Below are 23,001 nucleotides of genomic sequence, written 5' to 3'. Positions count from 1 at the left end.
AAGCCCACGGTCGCCCGCACATTACCCCACAGCCCTGCCGAACCGCCCCACATCAATCGGCGTATCGGCCTTCCCCAGCGCACAGGTCACATTCCCAGCCACCTGCTTGGCCAGCAGCAATGTCCCGGCCTTGAGTGCCGCGGCCTCGCACACACCCGCCAGCCCCGTCGCCGCGTCCACCGTCTCGGACGGGGTGGCCAATCGCTTGCGTTCCCTGTCGATCTCGCGGCGGGTGAACACCCGCAGAGGCACGCCGAACGCTTCCGCCGCCTCGACGATCGCCGCTGTCTTGGCATGCGACTCTATCGTCGCCAGTGCCGCCACAGCGTGATTGGCTATGCAGGCTTGGGCCAGGCTCGAACGCACCAGCGACACCACCTCGTCCGTCGTCGCCTTGCTCGTCGCCCCAATCCCGATCACGATGGTTTTGGGATGCACAAGCAGGCCCGGCCCGGGTGCGGGATTTTCCGTCAACCGCAAAAGCTGACTGCCTGCCGCCGAGACGGGATAGCCGGCCAATTCCAGCCACCCCGACAAGCCCTCGACCTTGAGCTTTTCGCCCTTGAGCAGCGCGGCCATCAGTGGACGCACGGCATCGGGGTTGGCGACCACATAGCCCGGCGGCGGATCCTCCAGCGAAAAATCGTAAAGCGTATCCGAGCTCGAGGTGATCCCCGCCGTGCCCTTGAAACCGTCGGCGATCCAGCGCGCCAGCGCATTGGCGCCCCGATGGCTGCCAAGCAGCGGCACCGCCATCTTGCCGTCCGCCGAAACAGCAACCACAGCCGGCTCCGAGGCCCGATCTCCAAGCTCGCCCAGAAGCCGGATCAAGACGCCCGCCGCGCAGACCCCAACGATCGGTGTCCGCGCAGCATAGGCAGAATTGACCAGGGGCGCGGCATCCCCACGCCCCGCGCCGCACAAATGGACGGGCACGCCGAGCAGTTGCGCGATGTGACGCGCAGTCTCGTCGCCGCGAGGGGAGGTGGAAAAGACGAGCGGGGTTTTCACGCTGGATGGTTTAACTTGAGTGAGCGAGTTCGGTTTTCCCGCCTAGCACATAGAACCCACCCCGACAATCCAGCCCTCTTCGTCGAGCACCGCAGATCGCTCCGCAGGGGAAAGGCCTGCCGGCTCGCCGAGCAGGGCCAGAAGCGATCCATCCCGGTCTGCCGCCGCGAAGCGCGATGCCACCATTTCGACCTGCTGCCTATCCTTGATCGCGCCAGATATCTTGGGCACCGGATAGAGCGAGGGATAGATCTCGGCGAGGATGATCGGGCGATCGAGATTCGCTGCAAAACCGGTTTCGAACGGCCAGACGGCGACGGCTCCCTTAAGGGCTGGGTCGTTGCGCAATGCCTCCAGCCGCGCGATGCCGAGCAAAGCCTGCGACCCGACCGAGCCAGTATAGCTCATCTGCCAGACCGGCTTGGCGCTGCGCACCATCGCCTCGACGATGCGCCTCTCCCTCAGCCCATTGGCCAGATCACGCGGCTTGGTCGGTGTGAGCCCGGAATATGTCCGCCCATGCGGATGCCCCCAAAAGCGCGGCCAATCGGGCAGAAATTGGTTGAGCCGCGCCGCCAGTTCGAACCGATTGGAGCGATTATCCGGCCCGTCTTCGACCATTCGCGCCAGCATGGCCCATAGCGCCTCCCAACTGTCCTCGCTTGCTAAATGCCGCGCGGTGCCCGCGGGATAGCCGAACGGAAAGTCGAACCCCACCAGCATGCGCTCGCCGGTCTTCAACGCATCGCGGCAGGCTTGCCTGATCATTGTCATGGCAGCATCGCGCGTTGCGATATTGACGCTGGTCACCGCCTCAGGTCCACGCGCCTCGGCGATCCAGATTGAATCCTTGCCACGCTTGGGCGCGTTTGCCGCAGACCAGTCGACGGCCAGAATGCGATCGAACCGCATCAGGGTTTTATGCGCGCCACGCTGTCACGCGGCACGAGATGCACCGGCAGTTCGATGATCGGGAGTTCGCTGCGTGTCCGGCGCTCGATGATGTCGAGCACCAGATTCATCGCATGCCGCCCCATTTCTTCCTTGGGCTGATGCACGGTGGTCAGTGCCGGCACATAGGTGTCCGCCAGAACGATATCGTCGAACCCCATCACCGACACATCACCGGGCACGGAAATGCCGTAGCGATGCAGTTGCGAGATGAACCCCATGGCCGCCTCGTCATTGGGCATGAACATGGCCGTGGGCCTGTCCTTGAGCGAAAGATAACTCTGCGCTGCCGACCGACCGCCGATGGCGGAAAACCCGCCTTCGAAGAAATAAGTATCGTTGATCGCGATCCCGGCCTCGGTCATCGCTCGCCGCAGCCCGTTGGCGCGGGCGCGCCGCACCGGCGCCCGGTTGGGACCATAGGCGTGGCCGATCTTTACGTGCCCCATCTCGATCAGATGACGCCCGGCGATATAACCGGCGCGTTCGTTGTCGATCAGAATGTGGGGCACGCGCACATGGCCGCGCTCCTCGCACATGGCAACGATCGGCGGCGTGCCGGAATAGAGCTTTTGCAAAAGCTTCATGTCCCGCTCGGCGATCTCGTGGCCCGACAGGATGATCACCCCGTCCACCTTGGAGGTCCGCAAATTGGAGAGGATCAAGTCCTGCGTGCCGCCGGGGCTGGGATTGGCAATCGTGATTGAAAAATTGGACGCCTCGGCGCGCCGTTGTATGCCGCGAAAGATTTCCGAATAATAGATGTTGCCGATATCGTGCGCCACGACCAGGACGGCGCTTGCGCGCTGCAGCTTGAAATTGCGCGCGGTTTCAGACTGCACATAGTGCAATTCCTCGACAGCCTCGGTCACCTTGCGGCGGGTTTTCTCGGTCACCGTCTCGGGAGAATTGAGCGCGCGCGAAACCGTGGCGGTCGAAACCCCCGCATGCCGCGCGACATCCCCGATTGATGGCCGTTTCACCGTGCCCCCCAAAACTCCTCGCCTGATCTTCTAGCCTATTTGCCAACGGTGGCAAGTTCAGCCGTCAGTCCATGATGTTTGTGCCCTGGCGGGCAGGCCGAATGGTCCGACAGCGCTTCGATGATCCGGCATTCGCGCACGACGCCGCCGTCATGAGTGTGCAACAGGTCTGAAAGCTCGTCCCGCAGCCGGGTCAGCCCTGAAATTTTCATCTCGACTTCAACCAACCGCTCGGCCACCAGCGCATCGATATCCTCGCAGGGTTGCTCCGGGTGCGCGGCAATCGTCAGAAGATGCCGCACCGCCTCCATGGAAAACCCGAAGGCGCGGGCATGGGCGATGAAATTGAGCCTGTCGAGCGCTCCCTTGCCGTATCGGCGCTGATTACCCTCGGTGCGCGGGGGCGGCGGCATCAGGCCAACGGTTTCATAATAGCGGATCGTTGCGACCTTGATGCCCGTATGCCGGGCCAGATCGCCGATGGAATAATCTGACGGCACCATCAAAAATACCTCTTGAACCTCTGGTGACTAGAGGTCCTATATCGGGTGTCGTCACACAATACGCAACTCTCCGGACGACATTCCCATGGCCTGCACCCATTCGCACGAACCGCAATTTGAAGGGCTGTCGCCCGATTACAAGCGGCGGCTGATCGCCGTCATGGTGATCAATTTCGCCGGATTTGCCATGGAGATGTCGGCTGGCGCCCTGTCGGGCAGCCAGGCTCTCAAGGCCGACGCGCTCGACTTTTTCGCCGATGGCGTCACCTATCTCATCTCGTTCCTCGTCATCGGCCAGCCTTTATGGATGCGGTCCTCGGCAGCCATCGCCAAGGGCCTCTCGCTGCTGGTCATGGGTCTGTGGGTGGCCGGCTCGACGCTTTACCAAGTGCTCTATATCGGCATGCCGCAGGCTGAAATCATGGGCATTGTCGGCTTCATCGCCATGCTGGCCAACCTTGTCAGCGTCTGGCTCCTCATGGACTACGCCAAGGGCGACGCCAATGTACGCTCTGTATGGCTGTGCTCGCGCAATGACGCCATCGGCAATGTCGCCGTCATGGGCGCGGCGGGGCTGGTTTTCGTCTTCCAGTCCGGCTGGCCCGACCTCGTCGTCGCCGGCCTCATGGCGGCGCTATTCCTCCATTCGGCGACCCGGATTCTCATCCAGGCTCTTACAGAAATGAGGGGCGCCACACAGCATCATCATCACGAACATTTATGAGCCTTGCGCCAGCCGCAATCGCAGGCAAATTGGTGATTGATGATTCGACTTCTCGCCTGCACATTGCTGCTGCCGCTTCTCGCATTGCCCGCCCTGGGCAATGACTGGACGCGCTATGTCAATCCGCGCTTCGGATCGGCGGTCGATGTCCCTGCCAATTATCTCGCCGACGGCACGCCCAGCGTGCCCGGCGAGGGCAAGGTGTTTCGCGCCGATCACGGCCGCGCCAAGATCACCACCTGGGGCGGACCGACCCAGAACGCGGATTTCATGGCCGAAATCGCCCGCCGCATCGGCGCCGACGAGGGCGATGGCTGGTCGATTACCTACCGTTCGGAAACCCCCGACTGGGCCTCATGGACCGGCACGCGCGGTGGTCACGTCTTTTACGCCAAGGCAATCCTGACCTGTGGCGGCAGCCAGACGGCCAATGTCCGGCTCGACTACCCCGCCATGGACGTCCCCGCCTTCGACCCCATCGTCAACCGCCTCGGCATGAGCCTCGGCCAGGACGGCGCCTGCTTCTAGCAGGAACTAAAACTCGATCCCCGCCTGCGCCTTCACCCCCTGCTCCCGGAACGGATGCTTGACCAGCGTCATCTCCGTCACGAGATCGGCGATCTCGATCAACTCGTCCTTGGCGTTGCGCCCCGTCACGATAACATGCTTGTCGATCGGCCGATTGCGTAGCGTGGCGATCACCTCGTCGAGCGGCAGATAGTCGTAACGCAAACAGATGTTGAGTTCGTCGAGCAGCACCATCTGGTAGTCCGGATCGGCGATCAGTTCCTTCGCCCTGTCCCACGCCTGACGCGCCGCCAAGAGGTCGCGCTGGCGATCCTGGGTTTCCCAGGTGAACCCGTCCCCCATGGCGTTGATCGACACCTGGTCAGGAAAGTGATCCAGAATATCGCGTTCGCCCGTGTGCCATTTGCCCTTCACGAACTGCACGATCCCCACCTTGAACCCGTGCGCGATGCCGCGAAACACCATCCCGAACGCAGCAGTCGACTTGCCCTTGCCCTTGCCGGTATGGACGATCAGCAGCCCCTTTTCATTGGAATTGGCCTCGACCAGCTTGTCGCGCGCCGCCTTTTTCTTTCTCATCTTCTCCGCATGATAAGCATCGCGCTCCGCCTCGCTCATCAGATCGGTCTTTTTCGGCTGGCGTTCGGTCATTCTGGTTTCATCTCCGGCATTTTCGGTCCGTGCGGGCGCTGCGCTGGATTCCGGGAACAGGCCCCGGAATGACGGCTGAGAGTGTGCGTGGCGCCCTGCCAATTCCCACACCCGTCACCCCGAAATTTATTCCCGGGGTCCAGGAGCAGCGCCCCGTCACACGCATAATTTCCAATCGTCCCCATCATTCATCCACCAAATACGCAAACGCCGAATTGCTCCGCGGCGCCCAAAAGCCGCGTTCGCGGGCTTCGTTGAATTTTGCGATCAGCTCATCATAGCCGAACCGGTTGGCCGCGATCAGAAAGTCGCGCGTTGCCTCGTCCTCGACGAACGCGGCGAACGCCAGATCGAAATGGTGCGACTTGACCGCGCCCGTGGTCGCCGCGAACCCGAACATGAAATCGACTGTGGCGATGATTTCGAACGCGCCCCGATAGCCATGGCGCTTCATGCCCTCGATCCATTTGGGATTGACCACCCGCGCCCGCATCACTCGCGCCACCTCTTCCTCGAGCGTCCGCACCTTTGGCGTTTCGGGCCGCGAGGTATCGAGATGGTAGGCCGCCGGTTTTGCGCCCGAAAGCGTTTCGACCGCCGCCGATAGTCCACCCTCGAACTGGTAATACTGGTCGGAATCCAAAATATCGTGCTCGGCATTGTCCTGCACGTGCACCACAGCATCGGCCATTCTCAGACGATCGGCGAACAGCGCCTTTTCCGCAACGCCCTCCGCGTGCGCGCCGTAGGCATACTGCCCCGACGCCAGCACCGCCTCGGCCAGATCGGCCTTGTCGCGCCATTTCCCACTGTTGACAAGCTTGCCGACACCCGTGCCATACCCGCCCGGCGCCGCGCCGAAAATCCTATGCCCGGCCCGCAAACCGGCGTCATCCTGGCTGGCGCCCGCCGCCATCATGTCGAGCGCTTCGGTGCGCATGCGCGCCGCGATCGGATTGTCCTCGACCGGTTCATCGAGTGCGCCAATGGCGCGCACGGCCTTGTCGAAGAGGGCAATCTGTGCGGGAAACGCATCGCGGAACAGCCCGGAAATCCGCAGGGTCACATCCACCCTTGGCCGCCCCAATTTGGCGAGCGGGATGATCTCATAGCCCATCACCGAGAGCGACGCGCCCTGCCATTTGGGCCGCGCCCCGATCAGTGCCAGCGCCTGGGCGATATCATCGCCGCCCGTGCGCATGTTTGCAGTGCCCCAAACGCTCATCGCCAGAGACGTCAGCCACACGCCATGATCCTGGAAATGGCGCAGCAACAGATTTTCCGCCGCCTTTTGACCCAGCGCCCACGCCGTCTGCGTCGGGATCGCCCGGTTATCAACGGAATAGAAATTGCGCCCCGTCGGAAGCGTATCGATCCGCCCCCGCGTCGGCGCACCCGATGGCCCGGGGGCGACGAACTTACCGTCGAGCCCATCGAGCAACGCTCTGATCTCGTTTGGCCCCGAGGCTCTCAGACGCGGCCGGATCACCGTTTCGACAGTATCGAGAACGGCGCGCGTCGCTTGCCATTCAGCCGGAGCCTCCCGCCCCATCACCAATTGCCCGGCCAGCGCTTCGAGCCGTTCGATGGTGTCACCGGCACTGCGCCACACCCCGCCCGTATCGAGCACATCGGGCTTTGGCCCCGTCCAGGGCGCCGCCATCTCAAGATCAAGCGGATCGACGCCCAGCCGCAGATCATCGGCCAGCGCCCGGATCAACGAAGCATCGCCACCCTCGCCCTCCCCACGCGGCACCCGCGCAAAGGCCACCAGCAGATCACGCTCGAAATCACCCCCGGGCGCCTGCCCCAGAATGTGCAGTCCGTCGCGGATCTGGGCTTCCTTTAATTCACACAGAAAATTGTCGATCTTGGTCAGCGCCGCCGTCTCATCCTCGGGCAATCCGATATCGGCATCGAGCCGCGCGTCGCGGGTAAATTCCAATATCCTGCGCTTGAGACTTTCCAGCCGGCGCTGATCCATGCCCATTGCTACGTAATATTCATCAAGCAGCGCTTCGAGGTCTTTGAGCGGCCCGTAAGTCTCGGCCCGCGTCAGCGGCGGCACCAGATGGTCGATGATTGTCGCGCCGGTCCGGCGCTTGGCCTGCGTGCCCTCACCTGGATCGTTGACGATAAAAGGATAGAAATGGGGCACCTGCCCCCAGAGCACCGAGGGGTAGCTTTCCGAATCCAGCGCATTGGCCTTGCCCGGCAGCCATTCGAGATTGCCGTGCTTGCCATTATGGATCAGCGCGTCCATCCCGAACTCATGCCTGAGCCACAGATAGGCGGCGATATAGGCATGCGGCGGCACAAGATTGGGGTCGTGAAAACTGTCCTCTTCAGCCACATCATACGCCCGCGCCGGCTGCAACAGGACCGCGACATTGCCAAAAACCTTGACCGGCAAATGAATCCCATCTCCCCGCACAAACGGGTCGTCCTCCACCGCCCCCCAGCGCGCCGGCACGTCCTCGACGATGCAAGGATGCAGCGTTTCGAAAAGCTCCCGATACCGCGCCAACGACATCACCGCATCAGACACGCCATGCTGGGGCCGGGCATTGGTAGGCCCGGTCTGAATGTGTTCGATGAAAGCCGTGCCATCGTCCAGCGCACGATCCCGCGACACGCTCAGCGCACCCCTCAGGTGACCCGAAGGGTAGGATGAGGGGTGCGCCGAGTCTGCATCACCCACCGCCGGTAATGCCCCCACATCATACCCCGCCGCCGCGAACGCACGCAAAATCACGACGCTCGACTGCGGTGCGTCATACCCCACACCATTTGCCAACCGCCCATCGCGCAACGGATAATTGGCCAAAACCATCGCCACCCGGCGTTCACTTGGCGCCTTAGCCCGAAGCCTCGCATAATTTGCCGCCAACTCCACCGCCCGCGCCACGCCATCGGGTTCGGGCGCAAAAGATGTCAGCGGGCACTGCGTCCGCTCATGCCACACGGCCTCTGCCTTGTGCCCTACGATCAGCGCCCCGATCCGCCCGTCGATTTCGGGCAACACGACCTGCATGGCGAGGTCTTTTTGCGTCAGCCCGCGTGGATCGGCTTCCCACATGACCGGGGGACGCGACCCCTGCACGAGCTGGATCACCGGCGCGTCGGTCGAGCCAAACGGGTTCATCTCATGAGAAAGATCGCCTACCCCCAGGGCAAACCCGGTAAGATTGAAAATCGCCGCCGGTTGGATGTCCCCCAGCGCCTGGCGCACGAACCCCGCGCAGTCCTTCGCCTTGAGCGAGGACATGACCATCGGCACCGGCGCGAGCCCCCGACGCTCCAGTTCCCCGATCAGCGCTTCCAGCGTCGCCGTCCCCGATCCCTCGAGCACGGCGCGGTAAAACAGAATGGGCACATGTGCCGGCTTTTGCAGCCCTGTGCCGACCGGTTCGGGACACATTTGCCGCGCCGGCGCGCTAACGATCCCCCGCGCCCGATCCCAGAACCCAAAGGCCGGAAACGGCGTCGCCGCCGCGCCGATCGCTTCACCCCGCGCCAGCGCCCGAAACGCCTCAAGGATCGCATCGGCATTGTCCGGGCCACCGGCCAGAAACAGTTGATGCAGCGCGTGCCAGTCCGCCTCGGCCACCGTCGAGCGTCCCAAAAGCACCGGATCGGGAGTGGCATCGCCCGGCAGGAACGCCAGCGCGATACCCTTACGCCGCGCCAGCATCTCGATCTCATCGCACCCATAAGGCCAATAGGCCGAGCCGCCGATCAACCGGATCACGATCAGCCTGGCGTGGGCCAGCGTATCCTCGCACCATAGGTCGACCGAGAAGTTGTGCGTGAGCCGCATGAGATTGGCCAGTCGCAAGCCGTCCTCGCCCGCCCTGTCGGCGGCAGCGGCCAGCATGGCGAGTTCGCTATCGGCCGACGACGCAAACGCAAACGCGCCCGGCGTCTGGGCTAGATCGATCGCCTCGCCCTCCTGCTGCAGGGCTCCGGCCTGTGCGGCAAGCAAATGCATCAGGCGATCGCCTCCCTGAAACGCCGCGATCCGCGCACTTCGGCGCCCCCGGCCAGCTTCACGCGGAAATCGCCATCGCCCGATGGAATGATCTCGCGCACCTTGTCGCGATTGACGAGGTGCGAGCGGTGTACCCGCACCATGTCGGCCCCCGCCTCGATCAAAAGCGTGGCGAGACCGGAAAGCGAAATCCGCGCCAGTTGCGTCTCGCCCACGCCGTGAATCTCGACGTAATTGCCCGCCGCTGCAGCCCACTCGACGCGCCCGGCATCGATGATCAGCGTGCGCCCGCCCGATTTCAGCGTCACCCTGCCGGTTCGGCGCGCCTCCGTGCGCAGTGCTTGGGCCTCGCGCTTATGCTCCTCGAGCTGGCGCTGTAGCCCGAGCAGCAGGACGATCACCGCATAGGGCAGCAAATCCTTGCGATACTCATAGAGCAGATCGACGGGAAGATTGGTGGCAAAGACGTAAGCCTCACCAAACAGCGGCGGAAACAGCGCCGCCCGGAACAGGCTGAACAGCGTTACGTGCAGGAGAGAAAAAACCACGGTCCCAAGCCCGTGCCAGAGCAGCGCTCGCCCCCAGGTCTCGGGCGAGAACGGCATGCGCCGCTCGAACCAGACGAGCAGTGGCACCAGCAACAGGATCGCCAGCACCGAACTCATTTCCAAAACGATCGGCATGCGCGGATCGAGCGCGATGCCCTCGCGCTCCGCCTCGGTCAAAAGCGTCGCGGCGTTCAAAATCCCGACGGCCAGAAGAAATGCTGCGGACCCGATGAACACCCGGATCGCCACGCGGCGTTCGAGTTCGGCATCCTCGTTGCGGATCGATTGCGGCGAAATCATCGGCCCCTCACGCGCCGCGCCTCGCACCAGTCCGAACGGACACAGCCGCCGTTCGTCCCGGCGCGCCGCCGCTCAGCCCATGGCGATTGCCATCGCGCCAATCGACGATCCAAGCTCAGCCGACCTTTTCCAAAAGCGACCAGACCATGCCCCATTCCGCCTCGACCCATCGCCGCCACGATCTCGACTGGCTGCGCGCCATCGCCTTCGGGCTGTTGATCCTTTATCACATCGGCATGTTCTATGTGACGTGGGGTTGGCACGTCAAAAGCACCCATATGAGCCCAGCCATCGAACCGCTGATGGCCCTGCTCAATCCCTGGCGCCTGCCGCTGCTGTTTATAATTTCGGGCATCGCCCTGCATTTCGCTATGGACCGCGCCCCGCTGGGCGAGTTCCTCAAGTCGCGCACCGCCCGCCTTGCCCTGCCCGTCCTCTTCGGCATGGTGGTGACGGTCGCGCCGCAGGCCTATTTTGAACTGCGCACCAAAGGCGAAATCGGCCCGGATTTCTGGGCCTTCTATGCCGACTATCTCGATTTCGGCATGGAGTTTTCCATCCTCACTCCGACCTACAACCACCTCTGGTATCTGGTCTATATCCTGATCTACACCCTGCTCGTCGCGCTGCTGATCCCGGTACTGGCCCGCCTCGCGACCCATGTCGATCGCGCTGCGCAGTGGCTCGGTGACGGCGCTTACGGCTGGCGCTTGATGCTCGTGCCCGTGCTGCCGTTTTTGGCCATTGCCGCGTTTCTCGCCCCGCACTTCCCCGTTACCATGGCGGTGATCGACGACTGGGCAAACCACGCCAATCTCTTGTCCATGCTTCTGATCGGCTGGTTGATTGCCAAAAGCGACATGTTCTGGCGCCAGCTCGATCGCCACCTGCGCCCGATCCTGATAACCGTCGCCACGTTGGCTGCGATCCTCTTTGTCGCCCGCCTCAACTGGCCGGCAGTTCGCGCCGTTGAGCCGGCGTTCGTCGCTATCATGGGTGTGCGGACGCTCTATATGTGGCTGGCCGTTCTCGCCATGCTGGGCATGGCCCAGCGCTATCTCACGCGTCGCACGGCGTTGCTCGATTTTCTCAATCAACGGGTCTTTGCCTATTACGTGCTGCATCAGACGATCATCGTCTCGCTGGGCTTCTGGCTGGCGCCGCGCGAATTGCCGGTCTGGCTCGAAGCCAGCCTGCTCATCGCTGCGACACTTGTCCTGTGCATCGTGCTGACCGAAGCAATCCGCCCCATTCCGGGCGTGCGCGTGCTGTTCGGGTTGCGGGGCAAACGTGACCGCCCCACGCCCGTACGCCAGCCGGCCTGATCGGCCTCAGGCCGCTTGCGCGACCTTTTTGAGGCTCGTTTCGATCTCGTCGCGCGCCAGCGGGCTTTCGCCGATGACGACGAGCCGGGTCACCCGGTCCTCGCCCTCTTTCCACTCGCGGTCGAAATAGGCATTGACGCGCGGCCCCACCGCCTGAATGGCAAGCCTTGCCTTGGCACCCGGTATGGCGGCAAAGCCTTTCAGGCGCAAAACGTCGTGGGCGGCAATCGTCTCGGAAATCGCAGCCAGCAACTGATCGCGTCCGGGCCCCGATGGCAGGGTCACCGAAAACGAGTCGAAATCGTCGTGCTCATGGCCTTCGCCATCATGCTCGAGCTCATGATGGCTCTCGCGGCCTTCGAGATTGTCTTCGGTGCTCATGCCGAGCCCGAGCAGCGCCATGGTGTCGACATGCCCGTTGGCTGCGCGCACGATCTTTGTGCCCTGACGCATATGCTCGCGCAATTCGGCCTCGACGGCCTCCAGCGCCGCAGCGTCCACGAGATCGGTCTTGTTGAGCACGATCATGTCGGCGGCGACCATCTGGTCCTCGAACAATTCGCCGAGTGGGGTGTCATGGTCAAGCATTTCGTCGAGCCGGCGCTGCGCGTCCACTTCCTCTTCGTTCGACGCAAAACGCCCCTCGGCCAATGCCGCGGCGTCAGCCACAGTCACCACGCCATCGATCGTCACTTCCGCCTTGATTTCGGGCCAGTTGAACGCCCGGATCAGCGGCTGCGGCAGGGCCAGGCCGGATGTTTCGATCACGATATGGTCGGGACGATCGGGACGGGCGAGGATTGCCTTCATCGTCGGGATAAAGTCGTCGGCCACTGTGCAGCAGATGCACCCGTTCGCCAGTTCGATCATATCCTCTTCGCGGCACGTCTCGTCGCCGCATCCGGCGAGCACGTCCTTGTCGACGCCGATATCGCCGAACTCATTGATGATCAGCGCAATGCGCTTGCCCTTGGCGTTGGCCAGGATGTGCCGGACCAGCGTGGTCTTGCCGGCGCCGAGAAAGCCCGTGATGACGGTCGTGGGGATCTTGCTGTGTGACATAGTTTAACTCCGTGCGCGTCCACCCGACGCGCGACATTGGTGTTGAGGGCCGAACCCTTGATGCGTCGCGCTGGCAGGTCTCCTGGCTCACCGCTCGGGCGGATCGTGCTCACCTTCCCGATCCCAAGCAGATCAGTGGCATAGCGCACGCTCCATCGCGGCTTACAGTTGCGGGGGCAGCCACGGCATTGGCCCCTTTTCGGGTCGTCCGCACCGTGTTCCCTTTTGCGTCCCCAACCGTATCTTGCAACGAAAGGGGAACCAACACGGTTTAACCTGTGGCACGCGCCCCAAGTTCGAGTCAATTGCATCGACGACTGCGCTCGCCTATCTAAAAAGACCACAAGAGACATCGGGAGAGACAACGACCATGAGATTGCGGCGGTTGGGCAAGACGGGTTTCCAGGTTTCCGAAATCGGACTGGGCACATGGCAGTTGGGCGGCGATTTCGGCCCGGTCGAAGATCATGACGCCTCGACCATCCTCGCCAACGCGTCCCGCCTGGGCGTCAATTTCTGGGACACCGCCGACGTCTATGGCAATGGCCTCTCCGAACACCGCATCGGCACGTTTTACGGCAAGCCCGAAGACGTCGTCGTCGCCACCAAGGTGGGCCGCTCCTCGGCGCTCTATCCCGACAAATACACGAAGGGCGGCATCCGCGAGAGCCTAGAAGACTCCGCCCGCCGGCTGTGCATCGAAACCATCGATCTGGCCCAGCTCCATTGTGTACCGCGCGACGTCCTCGAAGACGGCCAGATTTTCGGCTGGATGGATGAACTTCAGTCCGAGGGCCTCATCCGCAATTGGGGCGCCAGCGTCGAAACTATCGCCGAAGCCGAAATCTGTCTCGCCCAGCCCGGTCTTTCGACCCTGCAGATCATCTTCAACATCTTCCGTCAGGACGCCGCCGAATCCCTGCTCGACCGCGCCAAAAACGCCGATGTCGGCATCATTGTCCGCCTGCCCCTCGCCTCAGGCCTCCTCTCGGGCAAATACACAGCCGACACCGAATTTTCCCCGTCCGACCACCGCAATTACAATCGCAATGGCGATGCCTTTTCGGTGGGCGAAACCTTTGGCGGCATCCCGTTCGAAACCGGAGTCGAACTGGCCGACAGCCTGCGCGGCTATGTACCGGAATCCACCCGCATGAGCCTTTTCGCCCTGCGCTGGATCCTCGACCACGAGGCGGTCTCGACCATCATCGCCGGGGTCTCCCGCCCCGACCAGATCGCCGTCAACGCCGAAGCCAGCGACATGCCCAATCTGCCCCCCGAGACCCACGAAGCGCTTACGACCTACTACGCCGAAAAAGTCCGCCCGCACATTCGCGGCGAGATTTGAGCGCCATTGACATTGTATATACAATAATATATACATGATTGCGTTCGAATGGGACCCGGCAAAAGATCGCGCCAACATCGAAAAGCACGGTGTAGGCTTTGCCACAGCGGTGCTTATTTTCGACGGCCCGGTATTGTCGGCAATTGACGACCGGTTCGACTATGCGAAGTCCGCATCAATTCCATCGGCACCGCGGCCCGGATCGCCGTGATCGTGGTTACGCACACCGACCGGGACGGGCGCGTCAGAATCATCTCTGCCCGCCCCGCAAAAAAATCGGAAAGGTTGCGCTATGAGCAAGCGCTACAGCAAAGAACTCAGTCTTGAAGAGCTTTCCCGCCTCGATGAGGCCGCGATCGATACCAGCGATATTGCCGAACTCGACGAGGCGTTCTGGGCAAAAGCCGAAGCGTTGATGCCCGAAGAAACACAGGCGATCAGCCTGCGCGTCAAGAAATCCGTGCTCGACGGGTTCAAGGCGACCGGCAGGGGGTATCAGACACGCATGAACGCCGTGCTCGAAGCCTATGCGAGCACCCTGCCCAAAAGCTGACCCCACACCAAAATTTGCCTTGATTTTTTTAGCGTTCACGCGCTTTGGATTTGGATGGCTCGCCAATCGTGGCGGGCCATTTTCGCGAGTTGTTCAATGCCTGCCATCGCGCCGTCGCTGTTTACGCTGGTTGCCCCGATCCTGTTGCTGATCGGCTCGAACGTCTTCATGACCTTCGCCTGGTACGGGCATCTGAAATTTCCCGGCGCAACGCTCTGGGTCGTTGTGTTCATTTCCTGGGGCATTGCGTTCTTTGAGTACTGGCTTGCGGTGCCCGCGAACCGGATCGGCTATGGCACCTACAGCGCCGCCGAACTCAAGACCATCCAGGAAGTCATTTCGCTCTCGGTCTTTGCGTTTTTCGCCATCTTCTATCTGGGCGAAAAATTCACCATCAACCACGTACTGGGCTTCGCCCTCATCGCGCTGGGCGCCTTCTTCATCTTCCGTGGCCCGATCCGCTAGAGCACTTCCAGGATAAGTGGGCACCACTTGTCCGGTTCTGAAGCGCGACGAAACAAAGACTTGGAGCCGCCCAAAGGCGGCTCCCTGAGTAACATCACTCCGCCAGACACTCGTTGAGGCTGGCGGCGAGGTTTTCGATCAGCGTGAAATAGAGATCGGGGCCATCTTCGATCTCAGCGCCGAGCGGATCGAGGGTGCCCACCCGCGCGTCGGTGCCCTGCGAAACTGTCTCTATCACCTGTGGCGAAAACTGCGGCTCGGCAAAAACGCAAACCGCGTCCGTCTCCGCAATCACGCCCTGAATTTCGGTCAACCGTCCTGCCCCCGGTGCGATCTCGGGATTGACGGTAAAGCTCCCCGTCGCCTCGATATCGAAGCGCGCCTCGAAATAGTGATAGGCGTCGTGAAAGACAAAGAACGGCTTGCCGCGCACCGGCTCGAGCGCCGCGTCGATTTCCGCCTGCAGCGCATCGAGACGCTCGGTCAGCGCCTGGCCATTGGCGTTGTAGGTTTCACCATTGTCGGGATCGGCAGTGATCAGCGCATCGGTGATCGCTGCGACCATCAGGCGCGCGTTCTGGGGATCGAGCCAGATATGGCCATCGCCATGCGCATGGTCGTGCCCCTCCGCCGCCACCGCGTCATGCGCTTGATCGTGGTCATGGTCGTGGTCGTCGTGCTCATGATCATCGTGAGCGTGCTCATCCTCTGCATGATCATGCGCGTGATCGTGATCCGCATCATCGTCATGGTCGTGCGCATGCTCGTCTTCGTGAGCATGATCGTCATGGTCATCGCCATGGTCGTCATGCCCCGCCTCGTCGCCGTGCCCATGCGCCTCAAAAAGTCCGCCTTCGCGCAGATCGAGGATGGTCATGCCGGGCACGTCCATCATTTCGATGGCCGTCGCGCCGGACGCAAGGGACTCCAATGGTCCCGAGAGGAACGTCTCAAGATCCTCGCCGATCCAGAAGACGAGGTCGGCGCTTTCCAGCGCTGCGGCATCGGAGGGGCGCAGCGAAAAACCGTGCGGGCTGGCGGCCCCCTGGATCAGAAGCTGCGGCTCGCCAACGCCCTCCATGACACCGGCCACCAACGAGTGCAGCGGCTTGATCGTCGCCACCACATTGGGCGCCGCCAAAGCGGGGCTGGCTGCAAGAAGGGCGATTGCGGCGGGGGCAATGAGGGTAAGGGCCGTTTTGGGCATTGTCGTCGGCGCTCCGGCTGATTATGTTATGACATTACACGGCAATGTAATGCTATAACATTCCGGCGCCTGTCAATCCGCCAATCGAGTCTCACTATGGAAAACTTCGTGCCGCAAAAGCGCGACGAAATCGTCAAGGTCACCGGTATCGGGGTCAAGCGCGACGGACGCTGGCTGGTGCGCGGGGTCGATATGAGCATCGGGCGCGGCGAGATCGTGACGCTGATCGGCCCAAACGGGTCGGGAAAATCCACCACCGTCAAAACGGCGCTCGGCATCCTTGCTCCCGATGAAGGCCGTGTCTGGCGCGCCAAAAAGCTGCGCGTCGGCTATGTGCCGCAAAAGATCGCGATGGATCGCTCGCTGCCCATGACTGTATCGCGCCTGATGACGCTGACGGGTCGCCATTCCAAGCCCGAGATCGCGCGCGCCCTCGACATAACCGGCATCGGCCATCTGTCCTCCGCCCAGGTCCATTCGCTCTCCGGCGGCGAGTTCCAGCGCGCGCTCATTGCCCGCGCCATCATCGGCAAGCCCGATCTTCTCGTCCTCGACGAGCCCGTGCAGGGTGTCGATTTTTCCGGCGAAGTGGCGCTCTACGATCTCATCGGACGCATCCGCGATGAAACCGGATGCGGCGTTCTGCTGATCTCCCACGATCTTCACGTGGTCATGGCCCGCACCGATACCGTCATCTGCCTTAACGGCCATGTCTGTTGCCAAGGCACGCCCGACATCGTGGCGGCCAGCGGCGAATACGCGGCGCTGTTCGGCCCCCGCGCCGCCGAAACGCTGGCGATTTATCGCCACGAGCACGACCACGCCCATCTCCCCGATGGCTCCGTCAAGGACGCGTCGGGACATCTCCATTTCGACCATCACGCCCACGGTCCCCATTGCGACCACGACCATGGTCCCGCAGCAAAAGGCCACGGCCATGCTTGAGAGCTTTTTCACCCGCGCCATCATCGCCGGGGTCGGGCTAGCCGCCGTCACCGGCCCGTTGGGCAGTTTCATCGTCTGGCGCCGCATGGCCTATTTCGGCGACACCATGGCCCATTCGGCCATTCTAGGCGTGGCGCTGGCGCTGTTTTTCTCGATCAACCCGGTGGCCGGCGTTTTCGGGATCGCGGTCTGCGTCGCGCTTATCCTTGGATTCCTCCAAAAGCGCGGCACGCTTTCGGCCGATTCCCTTCTCGGCCTTCTGAGCCATTCGGCCCTCGCGCTTGGCCTCGTCCTCGTCTCGCTCATGCCCAATGTGCGGATCGATCTGATGGGGCTGTTGTTCGGCGACATTCTTGCCGTCTCGGTCACCGATCTCGCTTTCATCTATGGCGGCGGCGCGATCGTTCTCGGCGTTCTCGCCTGGCTCTGGCGCCCCATGCTGGCCGGCACCGTTTCCGAAGAGATTGCCCAGGCCGAGGGCCTCAACCCCGAACGCACGCGGCTTATCTTCATGGTTCTGCTTGCCGGGCTGATCGCCATCGCCATGAAAATCCTCGGCGTGCTGCTCATAACCGCCATGCTGATCATTCCTGCCACCGCCGCCCGGCGTCTCGCCAACACGCCCGAGCAGATGGCGATCTATGCAGCGCTCGGCGGCATCGCTGCGGTGCTTGCGGGCTTGTGGGCATCGCTCCATTTCGATACCCCTTCGGGACCCTCGATCGTCGTTGCGGCGCTGGGGGTCTTCACCATCACCTCGATCCTGCCGATCCGCTCCAAGGGAGCTGCCCAATGAGCGCGCATACCGACCTCACCCGCAACCAATCCCTGGTGCTCGACCGGCTGGAAAAAGCCGAAACGCCCATGAGCGCCTACGCCATCCTCGACCAATTGCGCGACGACGGCCTGCGCGCCCCGCTCCAGATCTATCGCGCCCTCGACAAGCTGTTGGACATGGGCCTCGCCCACCGGCTGGAATCGATCAACGCCTTTGTCGCGTGCGCCCATCCCCACTGCCACGCCTCGGGCCTCATCGCCTTCGCCATCTGCGAAAAATGCGGACAGGTCTCAGAATTCTCCGACGAAATCGTCCGCGACCGCCTCGCCGGGTGGGCGGACCGCGAAGGCTTCGTTGTGAACCGCACCACCATGGAAATCCGCGGCAACTGCCGCGCGTGTGCGGCTTAGGGCGCGAGGTCGCGTCCTCTCCATCTGTCACCCCGGGCGAAGATCCGAGGCCCAGTATGCTCCGCGCCCATTGCTGCCCCGAGCATTACATCAACCACCGAGCATACTGGATCCCGGCTCAAGGCCGGGTCGACACCGGAGATTAACGCAGCCGATCGTGTTTTCGCACCGGCGCCCAACCTCCCCCACCCGTCATCCTCGGGCTTGACCCGAGGACCCAGCCAGCGGCTGCCTCACTCCAGAAAATACGTGATCGTCGTTACGACTCGAAGCTTCTTTTCCATCTGCTTTTCGGGACGCTGATCTGGAATTTCCACGCCCGCCAAAATCTCGAACACGCCCTGATTGGCCGTCTGGATCGTCCCGACATCCGCACCGGCTTCCTCGGCGAACTGCTCGGCGGATTCGCGCGCCCTTTGCGTTGCTTCGGCCAACATCTCGGATTTGAAATCTTTGAGCGCGGTAAAGATGTAGCTCGGCCCGGCATTGTAGCTGTCGGATGAAAACACCACGCCCGCCCGCAGCAGATCGCCGACATCCCGGCTCGCCTCGGCGATGGCGTCGACGTCCCCGGAGGTCAAAATGAACTCCTCGGTCAAAACGAAGCGCGCCGTGTCGGGTGTGCTGGACGCATTGTAGCCGGCCAAACGGTCCTCGACGAGAATGTTCTGCACCTGCATGGCGCCGTCTTCGAACCCCTGCCCGATCAGAAATTCGCGCACCGCGCCATCGGAGCGTTCGAGCTCGGCCCGCGCTTCTTCGAGCGTTGCGCCCGTCGCCACGAACTTGATCGGCCAATAGCCCAGATCGGCCGTGACGTTGCGCTCGGACAGGCCCTTGACGGTCACCGTCCGGATGGGCTGGCGCGACTCCACAAGCGCCTGCCCCGCCAGCCAGCCGGCCAGCGCAATGCCCACAGCGACCAGAAGGGCAGCCACGATTCTCGATAGCGATTGCATGAACATCCCCAATAAAAAGCGCCCCCCGGCGCTTGGCCGATGGGGCGCTTTAAATTTGGCGGCTTTGCGGCGGTCTATGCCACCTTGGCGATGTCGGGCACAGCGTCCAGCAGCATGCGGGTATAGTCTGCACGCGGGTCCGAGAATATCTGCTCGACTTCGCCGTTTTCGACCATGACGCCATTGTGGAGCACGCCCACCGCGTCGGCCATCTGGCGGATCACCGCCAGGTTGTGGCTGATCAAGAGATAGGTCAGCCCGAACTCTTCCTGCAACCGGCTCATCAATTCGAGCACCTGGGCCTGCACCGACACATCGAGCGCCGAGGTCGGTTCGTCACAGATGATGAATTCCGGCTGGCTCGACAGCGCGCGCGCAATGGCGATGCGCTGACGCTGACCACCGGAGAACTCATGCGGGTATTTCCGCATCGCCGCGGGATCGAGCCGCACGCGCTCGAGCAGATCGGCAACGCGGTCACCGATCTCGGTCGCGTTTTTCGAAATGCCCAGAGCCCGGATCGGTTCGGCGATGATCTCGCCGACCCGCCAACGCGGATTAAGGCTGGCATAGGGATCCTGGAAGATCATCTGGATCTTCTGGCGACGCCTCGCCGTCGCTTCCTTGTCGCGCCAGATATCGGCGCCCTCGAGCTTGATCGAACCCGAGGTGGGCTCCAAAAGCCCGACGATCATGCGCGCGCAGGTCGATTTTCCCGAGCCCGATTCCCCGACCAGTCCATAGGTCTGGCCCCGCTGGATCGAAAACGAAACATCATTGACGGCGTTGACCAGCTTGCGGCTCTTGCCGCCCAATACGCGGGCGAACAGCGATGGCGAGAGATCGAACACTTTCGAGAGATTATCGACGGTGACGATCGGCGCGTCGGTCTTGCCCCCAATGGCCACTTCGCCCTTGGCAACGGCCGCGACATAGCGCGGGTTCTGCGACTTGATCGAGGGAATGGCCTCGATCAGCTTGATCGTATAGGGCTCCTGCGGCCGGTGGATGATATCGCCCACTGGCCCGGTCTCGACGATCTTGCCCTTGTTCATGACGATCATGCGATCGGCAGCTTCGGCAATCACGCCCATGTCGTGGGTGATCAGCATCACCGCGACGCCGCGCTGGGCGCAGAGGCGCTTTAGAACCTTGATGATCTGGGCCTGCACCGAAACGTCGAGCGCAGAGGTTGGTTCGTCGGCGATCACCAGCTCAGGCTCTGCAGCCAGCGCCAGCGAAATAACCACGCGCTGACGCATACCGCCGGAGAACTGGTGCGGGTAGGAATCGATGCGCCCGGCCGGATCGGGGATCCCCGCATCGGCCAGAAGTTCGATAGCGCGTTCGCGGGCCTGCTTTTCATTGAGCGGCAGGTGCCGGCGGATCGTTTCGATCAGTTGCTCACCCACGGTATAGAGTGGGTTGAGCGAGGTCAGCGGGTCCTGGAACACCATGCCGATCCGCTTGCCGCGGATCCTGCGCATGGATTCTTCGTCCAGCCCGTCGATCCGCTCGCCCTTGAGCGAGATGGAGGTTGCGGTCACTTCGCCTGGGCGGTCGATCAGGCCCATGATGGCGGTGCCGGTCATTGATTTACCGGCCCCCGATTCCCCGACCACGCCCAGCACTTCGCCGGGCATGATGTCGAACGAGATGCCATCGACGGCGGTGAAGTCACCGCGACGCAGATGGAAGACCACTTTGAGGTCTTTGACGGACAGAACGGGTTGGCTCACCGGTGCGGCCTTAAGTGTCTCGGTCATCAGCGGAGCCTCGGGTTCAGTGCGTCACGGAGCCAGTCACCGAGCAGGTTGACCGACAGGGCGAGCAGGATCAGCGTCACGGCTGGGTAGAACAGGATCCACCATTCGCCCGAAAACAGGAATTGCTGCCCGATGCGGATCAGCGTGCCCAGCGAGGGCTGGGTTGGCGGCACGCCGACACCGAGGAACGACAGCGTCGCTTCGGCGATGATCGCAAGGGCCAGACCGATGGTCGCAATAACCAGCACCGGACCCACGACATTGGGCAGGATGTGACGGATCAGGATGAAGATCGGCTTGACCCCTAGGATACGGGCGGCCGACACATAGTCCTTCTGCTTTTCCACCATCGTCGTGCCGCGCACGGTGCGCGCAAACTGCGCCCAGTCCGACAAGCCGATGGCAAAGATCAGAACGAAGATCGCCATGGACTCCTGCTGGCTCGGCGGAATGATGCCGCGCGCCACACCAAAGATCAAAAGCGCGATCAGAATCGAGGGGAAGGAGAGCTGCACGTCGGCGATGCGCATGATCACGGTGTCGGTCAGCCCGCCGCGATAGCCCGCGATCAGGCCCAGCGAGACGCCGAGCACCATGGCGAACATGATCGCCGAAAGTCCCACCATCAGCGAGACGCGGCTGCCGTAAAGAATGGCAGAGAACACGTCGCGGCCCTGGTGGTCGGACCCGAACAGGAAGAAATTGCCCGTAAAGCTCTCGCTCATGGGCGGGGTAAACCCGTTCATGAGATTGAGCGTACGCGGATTGAACGGATCATAGGGCGCGATCCAGGGCGCAAACAGCGCGCCCAGGACCAAAATGGTCGCAATGATCGACGCGATGATCGCCACTGGCGATGTGCGATAGGAATAGAACACATCGGAATCGATGATCTTGCCGATGCGGCCCTTGGGGGCGGAAGGTGTGATGTCGGTCATGGTCAGTGCCCCTTGGCCGTGCCGCCGATGCGCAGGCGCGGATCAACGACGTAGTACAAAATGTCCACGATCAGATTGATGATCACAAAGACAAAGCCGACGAAAATCAGATACGCCGCCATCACCGGCACGTCGACGACGGCCACTGATGAGAGGAACAGCGAGCCGATACCGGGCCACTGGAACACCGTCTCGGTGATCAATGCTCCGGTGATGATCGAGCCCAGCTGCAGGCCGGCGATGGTGATCACCGGAACCAGTGTGTTTTTCAGCGCATGCGAGAAATTGATGGCCCGCTTGGAGAGGCCGCGCGCCCGGGCGAACTTGATATAGTCCTGCCGCAGCACTTCGAGCATTTCGGCACGCACCAACCGCATGATCAGCGTCAACTGGAACAGCGAGAGCGTAATGGCCGGCAAGATGATCGAGCGCAGGCCGGTTTCGGTCAGAAAGCCCGTTCGCCACCACCCCAGATCGACCACCGCACCACGCCCGAAACTGGGCAACCATTGCAGCTCGACGGCAAAGACGTAGATCAGCCCGATACCGATCAGGAAGGTCGGCAGCGACACCCCGATCAGCGAGAAGGCCATGATGCCGGCAGCAAAGGGGTTCTTGCGGTTGAGCGCGGTAAAGACGCCCAGGACGATGCCGAAAACCAGAGCGATCAGCGCCGAGGTCATGGCGAGTTCGATGGTGGCCGGCAGGCGCGACATGATCAATTCGGCGACAGGCGTCTGTAGCCTGTAAGAGATGCCGAAATTGCCCTGAATGGCGTTCCAGACGAACCTGAAGAACTGCTCGTAGAACGGGTCGTTGAGACCGAGCCGTTCGCGCAACTGCTCCTGATCGGCGATCGAGGCTTCCTGGGACACCAGAGAGGCCACAGGGTCGCCGACATAGCGGAACATGATGAAAGAGATAAGCGATACGGCGAGCATCACGAGGACGGATTGCCCGAGACGCGTTAAAATGAAGGCCAACATCGAGGTGGTCTCCGTTGAGGCTTTGCGCAAAGCCGGGGTGTGCGGGTGCCCGGTGCATCCCGTTCCGGC

The 23,001-nt window shown here is 62.4% G+C and carries 23 protein-coding genes and 1 riboswitch; of the genes, 10 read left to right on the top strand and 13 right to left on the bottom strand.

The window, feature by feature from the left end:
* Positions 1 to 21: 21 nt before the first annotated feature.
* From BLR31_RS09640 to BLR31_RS09625, 4 genes are read right to left on the bottom strand one after another with little or no spacing between them, the layout of a single operon-like run.
* Positions 22 to 1,011, bottom strand: a complete 990-nt coding sequence (locus BLR31_RS09640; protein WP_090595342.1) for a cobalamin biosynthesis protein — start codon at positions 1,009 to 1,011, stop codon at positions 22 to 24.
* A 42-nt stretch (positions 1,012 to 1,053) separates the two neighbouring features.
* Positions 1,054 to 1,923, bottom strand: a complete 870-nt coding sequence (locus BLR31_RS09635) for a hypothetical protein (RefSeq protein WP_090595339.1) — start codon at positions 1,921 to 1,923, stop codon at positions 1,054 to 1,056.
* Positions 1,923 to 2,945: a LacI family DNA-binding transcriptional regulator gene (locus BLR31_RS09630; RefSeq protein WP_143009362.1), complete on the bottom strand. Its 1,023-nt coding sequence runs from the start codon at positions 2,943 to 2,945 to the stop codon at positions 1,923 to 1,925. The genes BLR31_RS09635 and BLR31_RS09630 overlap by 1 nt, the downstream gene beginning before the upstream one ends.
* A gap of 35 nt (positions 2,946 to 2,980) precedes the next feature.
* The gene (locus tag BLR31_RS09625; protein WP_090595334.1) at positions 2,981 to 3,448 is read right to left on the bottom strand and encodes a MerR family transcriptional regulator; all 468 of its coding nucleotides are present in this window, start codon (positions 3,446 to 3,448) and stop codon (positions 2,981 to 2,983) included.
* A gap of 85 nt (positions 3,449 to 3,533) precedes the next feature.
* On the opposite strand from BLR31_RS09625, the gene BLR31_RS09620 reads away from it, so the two are divergent.
* On the top strand, positions 3,534 to 4,172 hold the full coding sequence (locus tag BLR31_RS09620) for a cation diffusion facilitator family transporter (protein WP_090595329.1): 639 nt from the start codon (positions 3,534 to 3,536) through the stop codon (positions 4,170 to 4,172).
* A gap of 39 nt (positions 4,173 to 4,211) precedes the next feature.
* Positions 4,212 to 4,700, top strand: coding sequence for a hypothetical protein (locus BLR31_RS09615; protein ID WP_090595326.1), 489 nt, complete (start codon positions 4,212 to 4,214; stop codon positions 4,698 to 4,700).
* Between the two features lie 6 nt (positions 4,701 to 4,706).
* Here the strand turns inward: BLR31_RS09615 and cobO are convergent, their stop codons facing one another.
* From cobO to BLR31_RS09600, 3 genes are all read right to left on the bottom strand, one after another.
* Positions 4,707 to 5,351: a cob(I)yrinic acid a,c-diamide adenosyltransferase gene (gene cobO, locus BLR31_RS09610; protein ID WP_090595675.1), complete on the bottom strand. Its 645-nt coding sequence runs from the start codon at positions 5,349 to 5,351 to the stop codon at positions 4,707 to 4,709.
* 184 nt (positions 5,352 to 5,535) lie between these two features.
* Positions 5,536 to 9,342 carry a cobaltochelatase subunit CobN gene (gene cobN / locus BLR31_RS09605; RefSeq protein ID WP_090595323.1) on the bottom strand — a complete coding sequence of 1,269 codons (3,807 nt, stop codon included), beginning with the start codon at positions 9,340 to 9,342 and terminating at the stop codon, positions 5,536 to 5,538.
* The gene (locus tag BLR31_RS09600) at positions 9,342 to 10,190 is read right to left on the bottom strand and encodes a LytTR family DNA-binding domain-containing protein (protein WP_090595320.1); all 849 of its coding nucleotides are present in this window, start codon (positions 10,188 to 10,190) and stop codon (positions 9,342 to 9,344) included. The genes cobN and BLR31_RS09600 overlap by 1 nt, the downstream gene beginning before the upstream one ends.
* A gap of 146 nt (positions 10,191 to 10,336) precedes the next feature.
* On the opposite strand from BLR31_RS09600, the gene BLR31_RS09595 reads away from it, so the two are divergent.
* A complete protein-coding gene (locus BLR31_RS09595; RefSeq protein ID WP_143009361.1) occupies positions 10,337 to 11,515 on the top strand; it encodes an acyltransferase family protein in 1,179 nt (392 codons plus the stop codon).
* Positions 11,516 to 11,521: 6 nt separating this feature from the next.
* Here BLR31_RS09595 and cobW read toward each other — a convergent pair whose 3' ends face one another.
* Complete coding sequence (gene cobW / locus BLR31_RS09590; protein WP_090595314.1) at positions 11,522 to 12,577, bottom strand: cobalamin biosynthesis protein CobW; 1,056 nt, start codon at positions 12,575 to 12,577, stop codon at positions 11,522 to 11,524.
* A 55-nt stretch (positions 12,578 to 12,632) separates the two neighbouring features.
* Positions 12,633 to 12,858, bottom strand: a riboswitch (cobalamin riboswitch).
* 89 nt (positions 12,859 to 12,947) lie between these two features.
* Here cobW and BLR31_RS09585 point away from each other — a divergent pair.
* From BLR31_RS09585 to BLR31_RS09570, 4 genes are all read left to right on the top strand, one after another.
* Positions 12,948 to 13,925, top strand: coding sequence for an aldo/keto reductase (locus BLR31_RS09585; protein WP_090595312.1), 978 nt, complete (start codon positions 12,948 to 12,950; stop codon positions 13,923 to 13,925).
* 34 nt (positions 13,926 to 13,959) lie between these two features.
* On the top strand, positions 13,960 to 14,136 hold the full coding sequence (locus BLR31_RS22020; protein ID WP_244505010.1) for a BrnT family toxin: 177 nt from the start codon (positions 13,960 to 13,962) through the stop codon (positions 14,134 to 14,136).
* An 81-nt stretch (positions 14,137 to 14,217) separates the two neighbouring features.
* Positions 14,218 to 14,478: a BrnA antitoxin family protein gene (locus BLR31_RS09575; protein ID WP_090595309.1), complete on the top strand. Its 261-nt coding sequence runs from the start codon at positions 14,218 to 14,220 to the stop codon at positions 14,476 to 14,478.
* A 96-nt stretch (positions 14,479 to 14,574) separates the two neighbouring features.
* Positions 14,575 to 14,943, top strand: coding sequence for a DMT family protein (locus tag BLR31_RS09570; RefSeq protein WP_090595305.1), 369 nt, complete (start codon positions 14,575 to 14,577; stop codon positions 14,941 to 14,943).
* Between the two features lie 94 nt (positions 14,944 to 15,037).
* Here BLR31_RS09570 and znuA read toward each other — a convergent pair whose 3' ends face one another.
* A complete protein-coding gene (gene znuA / locus BLR31_RS09565) occupies positions 15,038 to 16,150 on the bottom strand; it encodes a zinc ABC transporter substrate-binding protein ZnuA (RefSeq protein ID WP_090595302.1) in 1,113 nt (370 codons plus the stop codon).
* A 96-nt stretch (positions 16,151 to 16,246) separates the two neighbouring features.
* On the opposite strand from znuA, the gene BLR31_RS09560 reads away from it, so the two are divergent.
* From BLR31_RS09560 to BLR31_RS09550, 3 genes are read left to right on the top strand one after another with little or no spacing between them, the layout of a single operon-like run.
* On the top strand, positions 16,247 to 17,095 hold the full coding sequence (locus tag BLR31_RS09560; protein WP_090595300.1) for an ATP-binding cassette domain-containing protein: 849 nt from the start codon (positions 16,247 to 16,249) through the stop codon (positions 17,093 to 17,095).
* Positions 17,088 to 17,891, top strand: coding sequence for an iron chelate uptake ABC transporter family permease subunit (locus BLR31_RS09555; protein WP_090595673.1), 804 nt, complete (start codon positions 17,088 to 17,090; stop codon positions 17,889 to 17,891). Before BLR31_RS09560 ends, BLR31_RS09555 begins: the two co-directional genes overlap by 8 nt.
* Positions 17,888 to 18,283 carry a Fur family transcriptional regulator gene (locus BLR31_RS09550; protein ID WP_090595297.1) on the top strand — a complete coding sequence of 132 codons (396 nt, stop codon included), beginning with the start codon at positions 17,888 to 17,890 and terminating at the stop codon, positions 18,281 to 18,283. Before BLR31_RS09555 ends, BLR31_RS09550 begins: the two co-directional genes overlap by 4 nt.
* A gap of 233 nt (positions 18,284 to 18,516) precedes the next feature.
* On the opposite strand, the gene BLR31_RS09545 is transcribed toward BLR31_RS09550, so the two are convergent.
* From BLR31_RS09545 to BLR31_RS09530, 4 genes are all read right to left on the bottom strand, one after another.
* The gene (locus BLR31_RS09545) at positions 18,517 to 19,242 is read right to left on the bottom strand and encodes an SIMPL domain-containing protein (protein WP_176762596.1); all 726 of its coding nucleotides are present in this window, start codon (positions 19,240 to 19,242) and stop codon (positions 18,517 to 18,519) included.
* A 74-nt stretch (positions 19,243 to 19,316) separates the two neighbouring features.
* On the bottom strand, positions 19,317 to 21,008 hold the full coding sequence (locus BLR31_RS09540; RefSeq protein ID WP_176762595.1) for an ABC transporter ATP-binding protein: 1,692 nt from the start codon (positions 21,006 to 21,008) through the stop codon (positions 19,317 to 19,319).
* Positions 21,008 to 21,946: an ABC transporter permease gene (locus BLR31_RS09535; protein ID WP_090595292.1), complete on the bottom strand. Its 939-nt coding sequence runs from the start codon at positions 21,944 to 21,946 to the stop codon at positions 21,008 to 21,010. Before BLR31_RS09535 ends, BLR31_RS09540 begins: the two co-directional genes overlap by 1 nt.
* 2 nt (positions 21,947 to 21,948) lie before the next feature.
* Positions 21,949 to 22,932, bottom strand: a complete 984-nt coding sequence (locus tag BLR31_RS09530; RefSeq protein WP_090595289.1) for an ABC transporter permease — start codon at positions 22,930 to 22,932, stop codon at positions 21,949 to 21,951.
* Positions 22,933 to 23,001 lie beyond the last annotated feature (69 nt).

Origin of the sequence: Pelagibacterium luteolum, assembly GCF_900100665.1 — a bacterium.
GTDB classification, from domain to species: Bacteria; Pseudomonadota; Alphaproteobacteria; order Rhizobiales; family Devosiaceae; genus Pelagibacterium; species Pelagibacterium luteolum.
The sequence above is the reverse complement of the archived record's forward strand: the minus strand, read 5'-3'. Positions and strand labels throughout refer to the sequence as shown.